The organism is Yersinia sp. 2542 StPb PI, from assembly GCF_048593855.1.
In the GTDB taxonomy this organism is placed as follows: Bacteria; Pseudomonadota; Gammaproteobacteria; order Enterobacterales; family Enterobacteriaceae; genus Yersinia; species Yersinia enterocolitica_E.
On the sequence record NZ_JAZGQA010000198.1, the window covers coordinates 1 to 7,634 of the forward strand.

The window sequence follows — 7,634 nt, forward strand, 5'->3', positions numbered from 1 at the left end:
GTAAATTATAATTATCAACAGTGTTGTAGCCGCAATTTTTATTGATTTACCCCTTCATTTAGAGTTTTGCTGGCAAAACGTCTGTATTTTAGCCCAATGTGGGCTTATTCCTCTGGGCTAGTCGTATGTTGCGACATGTGTTGATTGAACATGATACGGACGATCGACGAATTTAATTTACCTGAGCTGGGTAATGATCATTTTATTACTCGAATTTTCTGTTGATGATTGCATTAGACGTGATGGGGAAATGCCCGCGCAAATAACAAATGATGAAACCCATGTTTATTGAAAAAATAAAGTCGGCTTGGCCAGGTGATATGTTGAAGCGCGTGCGCATGTCACACTTAACTCTGTCTAAGCTACAGCGCCATTTAGGTAAGGTTATGATTCTGATACCGATGTTGCTGCTGATTCTCTACTTGTTAATTTTTAGCCAATCACGCTATCTCAGTGAATCTAAAGTCGCCATCAAACATTCCAACGATATCAATGGCAGTAATCTGAATGTCGCTTTGCTGATGGGTGCTGGCAACCCTAGTTCTGCGGAAGATGCCTTATATCTGAAGGAATATATTAATTCTCCTGATATGTTGGCGGTCTTGGATAAACAGCTCGATTTTCGTCAGGCATTCGGCCATAGCGGTTGGGATTTTTTCTATCATTTGTCAGATAGTGCCACTCGCGAGCAATTCCTTAATTATTACCGTAACCGTATCTCCGTTTCTTACGATGACAAAACCGGTTTGCTCACCATTGGTACTCAAGGATTCTCGCCTGAATTTGCTCAACGGTTCAATCAGGCTGTTTTGAAAGAATCCGAAAGATTTATCAATGAGATCTCACACCGCATTGCCCGCGAGCAGTTGCTGTTTGCCGAAAACGAAATGCAGGAAGCACGCGTTCGTTTGAATAGCAGCAAAACCGAACTACTCACTTACCAGAACAGCAATAATATTCTTGACCCTGAAGCTCAGGCTTTGGCTGCCACTACGTTGATTAATACCTTGGTTAGCCAACGTATTCAGATGGAAGCAGAATTGCGTAACCTACTGACTTTTCTCCGTGAAGATGCACCTCAGGTCATCAGTGCGAAGAACGCACTCAAGTCGCTCTCCAGCCAGATTGATAATGAAAAAAGCAAAATTACTGCGCCCGATGGTCACAAATTGAACCGTATGGCGGTAGATTTTGAAGAGATTAAAGCCAAGGTACAGTTCGATACTGATATCTACAAATTGACCCTGACATCGATTGAAAAAACCCGTGTTGATGCGGCAAGAAAACTGAAAATGTTGTCAGTGATCAGCTCTCCTCAGCTACCGCAGGAGTCAAAGTTCCCCAACAGTTTGTATCTGCTTATCAGTTGGTTACTGGTATGTTGCTTACTTTTTGGTACTGTCAAATTATTGCTGGCGGTGATTGACGATCATAAAGATTGACGCCGTTTTAACGCTATTTCTAGCTTGTCGGAATGACACCGCAGGCAGTAACTCAGAGCATGCTATGAAATTATTGAAATCTGTTCTTCTGATTATTGCCATACAGGCAACACCCGCTCAGGCCGTTGATCTGAATGCCGATCCAAATATGACCGGGGCCGCACCGTTACCGTCGATTATTTCAGGTCAAAGCCAGAGACCTTATAGCGATAGCCAGTTTGACGATACCCCCCCTCCGGTGATCCCGGTGGTGATGAGTCGGATGTTTGGCGCGCAACTCTTTACCTCGGTCTCGGCGGCAGATAGTGGTTCCAGTATCGGTTTCAATCCAAACTACGTAGTGAGTTTGGGGGATCAGATTCAGGTACGGTTATGGGGCGCATTTAACTTTGAAGGTGCGCTGAGTGTGGACCCGAAAGGCAATATCTTCTTGCCAAACGTTGGCCCGCTGAAAGTAGTTGGCATCCCGAATAGCCAGATCAACAGTGTGGTGACTGCCAAAGTCAAACAGGTCTATCAGTCGAATGTGAATGTCTACGCCTCTTTATTACAGGCCCAGCCGGTCAAAGTGTTTGTCACCGGTTACGTTAATAATCCCGGATTGTACGGCGGGGTGGCATCTGACTCGTTACTCTCCTATCTCAGTAAAGCCGGTGGTGTCGATACTCAGAGAGGCAGCTATGTGGATATCAGCATCAAACGTGGTAACCGCGTGCGCTCACAGGTTAATTTGTACGACTTTCTCCTCAACGGCAATTTGGGGCTATCACAGTTTGCTGACGGCGATACCATCGTAGTCGGCCCACGCCAGCACACTTTCAGTGTCGAAGGCGAAGTGTTCAACAGCTATGACTTTGAATTCCGCAACAGCACGATTCCAGTGAGTGAAGCGCTGAGTTGGGCGCGCCCCAAACCAGGGGCCACACATATGACCATTATCCGCCAGCAGGGTACGATTAAGCGCAGTGAATACTATCCACTTAGCTCTGCACCGGGGCGTTCATTACAAGATGGCGATAAGCTGATTATCAGCACTGATCGCTACTCAGGAACCATTCAGGTTCGGATCGAAGGGGCACATTCCGGCGAGCATGCCATGGTACTGCCTTATGGTGCGACTATGCGTCAGGTTCTGGCAAAAATCCGCCCTAATAGCATGTCGCAAATGGACTCGATCCAACTGTATCGCCGCTCGGTCGCGCTGCGTCAGAAAGAGATGCTTGACCTGTCACTGCAAAAACTCGAAGAAGCCTCTTTATCAGCACAGTCTTCCACTTCAGAAGAGGCCCGTCTGCGAATGCAAGAAGCGCAGCTTATCAGTCGCTTTGTTACCAAAGCCCGCAACGTGGTACCTAAGGGTGAAGTAGTGCTCAACGAAAGTAATCTTGATCAGGTGATTCTGGAAGACGGTGACATGATTAAGATCCCTGAAAAGACCTCGCTGGTCATGATCCATGGCGAAGTGATGTTCCCGAATGCGGTGAGTTGGCAGAAAGGTCTTAGCCCGGATGATTACATTACCAAGGTTGGCGGTTACACACAAAAAGCCAGTAACACCAAAGTCATTCTGATTAAACAGAATGGTGAAGCACTGAATGCTGAAGACGTCAAAACGCTACAACCGGGTGACGAACTGATGGTATTACCGAAGTTTGAATCGAAGAACATTGAAGTGACGCGGGGAATTTCGACCATTCTTTACCAGTTGGCAGTTGCAGCTAAAGTGGTGCTAACACTCTGATGATAGGCATCTTTTCGGCAGGGATTTATCGTATCGAGCATCTGGAAAACTTTCTGGCTGAACCCTGCTGCAAGCTTTCATCGTTGCGCTCAATTCCACCGCAGATAAGTGCGGTGGCGGTGTGGGGCCATCGTCCAAGTGGTGATAAAGCGGTTGCGTTGGCGCGAGCTTCCAGCTTGCCTGTTGTTCGTCTTGAAGACGGTTTTATCCGCTCGTTGGGGTTGGGTGTGTCAGGTTGCCCGCCACTGTCGATGGTGGTGGATACTCAGGGTATCTATTACGACGCCAGCCGGCCAAGCTCGCTGGAAAGGCTGATTCTTGACCGGGCCGGCAACCAGCCACTTTATGCTGATGCGCATGAGGCAATGCAGTTGATTGTTGATGCTGACCTGTCGAAATATAACCTGGCTCCGGCATTCAGCGGCGCGCCTGCGCAGGGTGACGCGGTATTGGTCGTGGACCAGACTTTTGGTGACATGGCGGTTAAATACGGCAATGCCGATGCGGCAGACTTTGAGGCAATGTTGGATGCCGCGCTGAATGAAAATCCACAGGCTGAGGTTTGGCTGAAAATTCATCCCGATGTTTTACAGGGCAAGAAAGCCGGCTACTTCAGAGCAATACCAAAAAACCCACGCATTAAGTTGCTGGCAGAAAATGTCAGCCCGCAGTCGTTATTGCGCCAGGTCAGTCGTGTGTATGTGGTGACCTCGCAATATGGTTTTGAAGCACTGCTGGCGGGTAAATCCGTCACTGTATTTGGTCAACCCTGGTATGCCGGTTGGGGATTGACTGACGATCGCCACCCGCAAGCTGATGGGTTATCGGCACGACGTGGGCAGGCCAGTTTGTTGGATTTATTCAGCGCCGCCTATTTGCGCTACAGCCGGTATATCGATCCCTGTAGTGGCCAGCCGGCGACATTATTTGCTGTGTTAGACGGCCTGTTGATGCAAAAAAACCATCAACTACAACGCCAGGGTCAGTTATGGGCACCAGGGTTAACACTTTGGAAACGAAGCATTTTTTTACTTTTTTTAAAGACCACACTGAACAACCTCTCTTTCAGAGAAGGTAAAACATCGAATACAGCCTGTGTGGTGTGGGGCAATAAAGGCGAACAGCGCTGGCAAGCAAAGGCTCAGTCGCAAAAAGTACCGGTATGGCGTATGGAGGATGGGTTTATACGTTCATCGGGGCTGGGTTCTGACTTGCATCCGCCGCTGTCGCTGGTGTTGGATAAAAGCGGTATTTACTACGATGCCACCCGGCCAAGTGATCTTGAGTCGTTACTCAACAGCAGCCAGTTAACCGACCTACAGCGAGGGCGGGCCGTAAAGCTTCGCCAGCGATTGGTCTGTGACAAAATCAGTAAATACAACATTGGTGCGCCATTCAGTGTGCCGCCGCAAGCCAGTGGCAAACGTATTCTGCTGGTGTCAGGTCAAGTGGAGGATGATGCATCCATTTTGACCGGAACTATCAGTATTCGTACCAATAGTGAACTGCTGAAAACGGTGCGCCAGCGTAACCCGGACGCTTTCATTATTTATAAGCCGCACCCGGACGTGTTGGTTGGCAATCGGCAAGGGCATATTCCTGCGGCTGATATTGCGCGTTGGGCTAACACTCAGGCGCAGGATGCCGACATCATCCAGTGCATTCAGGCAGCGGATGAGTTGCATACCTTGACGTCGCTTTCCGGTTTTGAAGCGCTGCTGCATGGGAAGCAGGTATTTTGCTACGGCATACCCTTTTATGCCGGTTGGGGGCTGACACAGGATGAACATCGTTCACCGCGCCGGTACCGCACATTGAAGCTCGATGACTTGGTATATCAGGCGTTGATCGCTTATCCGACCTATGTTGACCCCCTCCGGCGCGAAGCAATAACCGCAGAACGGGCGTTAGACATTTTGGCGGCTCAGCCACGTGCTGAAATGCAATTTAGCAAAAAAAAATCGGGCAGGATTATGCGTAATTATAGAAAACTGCTCATGTTAACTAAAGTGACAATGAATTTATAAATCAGTCTGTTAAATAATAATGGTGACGTGTTTATGCTTACAGATTGCCGTGCACTGACAACACTTCTTGCTGGGAAGAAGTACCTACTGTTACAAGGCCCGATGGGACCTTATTTCAGTGATACCGCTGAGTGGCTTGAATCTCAGGGGTGCGAAGCGGTGAACGTGGTATTCAACGGCGGTGACAAGTTTTATTGCCGTAAGCGTGACTATTTGGTGTTCAGGCAGACGCCGAAAGAGTTCCCCACCTGGTTGAAAGATACCTGGCAAGATTACCACTTCGACACTATTTTGTGTTTTGGTGATTGCCGCCCGCTACACCAAGTTGCCAGGCTCTGGGCGCAAACCAAAGGGGTGCGTTTTCTGGCGTTTGAGGAGGGATATCTTCGCCCGCATTTTATTACCCTCGAAGAGGGCGGGGTGAATGCGTTTTCCGCCTTGCCACGTAATCCTGATTTTTACCGTAAGTTGCCAGAAATTAAAGCTCCGGTCGCCAAAAAACTGACATCGTGCTTTAGTCTGCGGGTGCGCCGCTGTATAGGTTATTATCTGGCTGGCTGGTTTTACCGCCATCAATTCCCGCAATATCGTCACCATAAATCCTTCTCGCCGTGGTACGAAGCACGTTGCTGGATACGTGCTGCCGCGCGTAAACAATGGTATCGATTCTTGCAACGAAAAGTATTGAGCCAACTACAAGGCGAGCTTGACCAGCGCTACCATCTGGTGGTTTTACAGGTCTACAATGATAGCCAGATTCGCAACCACAGCCCGTACAATGACGTGCGTGATTACATCAATGACGTGATGTATTCATTCTCAAAAAAAGCTTGTAGCGACCAGTGGTTAGTTATCAAACATCACCCTATGGACCGGGGGCATCGCCTGTACGGGCCATTAATCCGTAAACTGGGTAAGCAGTACCACATCAGTGAGCGCATCAAATATGTGCATGACTTGCCAATGCCGGAATTACTGACTCACGCCAAGGCGGTGGTAACGATTAATAGCACTGCCGGGTTATCAGCACTGATCCATAATAAACCGTTGATCGTGATGGGAAACGCCCTGTATGACATGAAAGGGTTAACGTTTCAGGGACACCTTAATCAGTTTTGGCAGTCTGATTTCAAGCCCGATATGAAGTTATTCAAAAAATTCCGGTTGTATATACTGAGAAACACCCAGATTAACGCGGTTTATTATGGTGATAATCAGCTTGAACTGATACCTATGGTAAAGACCGAATATAAAGACGAATATTACCGGATCCCGGTTTAGTGAGTTTTGGGGATACTTTTCAGGATGGGGCGGAGAAATGATTATTGCTAATGCCGATAAATAATACAGATAACACTGCTGTAACCATTTCCCGATTGTTGTTGTGTTGTCGCCTCGGGTTAATATTAACCTTAGCCATCTCATTCACTTTATCTTCACAAGCTGCTCAACTGCCATGCTATTTGCCTGATGCTACCGAGTTACAAGGGAATATCAGTTTGCAGCCGCACTGTATTTATCGTCAATCCCTACTGATATCGCACAGTAATACTCATCTCGACTGTCAAGGGGCTACGCTGGAAGGGGATAATCATCTGCCCTTTGGCATAATGGTCAATAGCAAAGGCAGCCCACTGAAAAATATCAGCATCAAAAATTGCCATATCCGCAACTTTAGTCGCAGTGGTATCCGCATTACCTCTAATATTCCGGCTAATCAACTTAGCACCGATCACCAGATTAATTATCACCGAACGCCGACGGCTATTCTTATCGACGCGGTGGTAGTGACCGGCAGTGGGCGAGTGGGCATCTATTTTGATGACTACGTGACAGACTCCACACTCAGTAATTCTACTGTTCAGCAGTCTTATATGTCGGGAATATATCTGGAACACTCATCACGTTACAACCGGATTATTAATAACCGTATAGTGAATAATGGTCACGAGAGTTTTGGACGGGGCAAGCGAGAAGGATTAGCGGTGGATTCATCTGCCAATAATCTGATCGAGGGAAATCTATTTGAAGGCAATGGTGCGGGTGGTGTGTTTTTGTATAAGAACTGCGGCGAGCATTACAGTAGTGGAAAGTCGGTTATCCGCTGGCAACACAGCGACAACAATATTATCCGCAATAACACTTTTACCCACGAGCAGGTCGGCATTTGGCTAGCTTCCCGCCAAAGCAGAGATCTCTCTGGTTTTGATTGTGGTGATAAAGCCAAAGATAACTCTGGTCAGTACTTTGCGGATTATGCCAATAACAATGTGCTGGAAGGGAATAAATTTATTGGTACTCAGGTAGATATTAAAGATGAGGGGGTGGGGAATATACATTAACGATTAATTTTATTTTTTAATTGCAGCTCTAAAAGGGAATTAATTAGTCGGAGCTGCAATGATATAAATTAATTTTTTTGAT

General features: G+C 47.3%; 5 protein-coding genes. All 5 read left to right on the forward strand.

Features of this window, described 5'->3' with window-relative positions:
• The first annotated feature begins 269 nt into the window (after positions 1 to 269).
• Positions 270 to 1,442 carry a capsule biosynthesis protein gene (locus V1952_RS18195; RefSeq protein ID WP_420075269.1) on the forward strand — a complete coding sequence of 391 codons (1,173 nt, stop codon included), beginning with the start codon at positions 270 to 272 and terminating at the stop codon, positions 1,440 to 1,442.
• Positions 1,443 to 1,506: 64 nt separating this feature from the next.
• Complete coding sequence (locus V1952_RS18200) at positions 1,507 to 3,183, forward strand: polysaccharide biosynthesis/export family protein (protein WP_372559590.1); 1,677 nt, start codon at positions 1,507 to 1,509, stop codon at positions 3,181 to 3,183.
• Positions 3,183 to 5,210 carry a capsular polysaccharide biosynthesis protein gene (locus V1952_RS18205; protein ID WP_420075270.1) on the forward strand — a complete coding sequence of 676 codons (2,028 nt, stop codon included), beginning with the start codon at positions 3,183 to 3,185 and terminating at the stop codon, positions 5,208 to 5,210. Before V1952_RS18200 ends, V1952_RS18205 begins: the two co-directional genes overlap by 1 nt.
• A gap of 33 nt (positions 5,211 to 5,243) precedes the next feature.
• On the forward strand, positions 5,244 to 6,491 hold the full coding sequence (locus V1952_RS18210) for a capsule biosynthesis protein (RefSeq protein WP_420075271.1): 1,248 nt from the start codon (positions 5,244 to 5,246) through the stop codon (positions 6,489 to 6,491).
• 50 nt (positions 6,492 to 6,541) lie between these two features.
• Positions 6,542 to 7,552 (forward strand): right-handed parallel beta-helix repeat-containing protein, encoded by a 1,011-nt coding sequence (locus V1952_RS18215; protein ID WP_420075272.1) that lies wholly within the window; start codon positions 6,542 to 6,544, stop codon positions 7,550 to 7,552.
• The last annotated feature ends 82 nt before the right edge of the window (positions 7,553 to 7,634 follow it).

Bases quoted from the DNA above. Each gene is read 5' to 3' on its own strand.
- V1952_RS18205 (WP_420075270.1), top strand. From the start codon at position 3,183: ATGATAGGCATCTTTTCGGCAGGGATTTATCGTATCGAGCATCTGGAA.
- V1952_RS18200 (WP_372559590.1), top strand. From the start codon at position 1,507: ATGAAATTATTGAAATCTGTTCTTCTGATTATTGCCATACAGGCAACA.
- V1952_RS18195 (WP_420075269.1), top strand. From the start codon at position 270: ATGATGAAACCCATGTTTATTGAAAAAATAAAGTCGGCTTGGCCAGGT.
- V1952_RS18210 (WP_420075271.1), top strand. From the start codon at position 5,244: ATGCTTACAGATTGCCGTGCACTGACAACACTTCTTGCTGGGAAGAAG.
- V1952_RS18215 (WP_420075272.1), top strand. From the start codon at position 6,542: ATGCCGATAAATAATACAGATAACACTGCTGTAACCATTTCCCGATTG.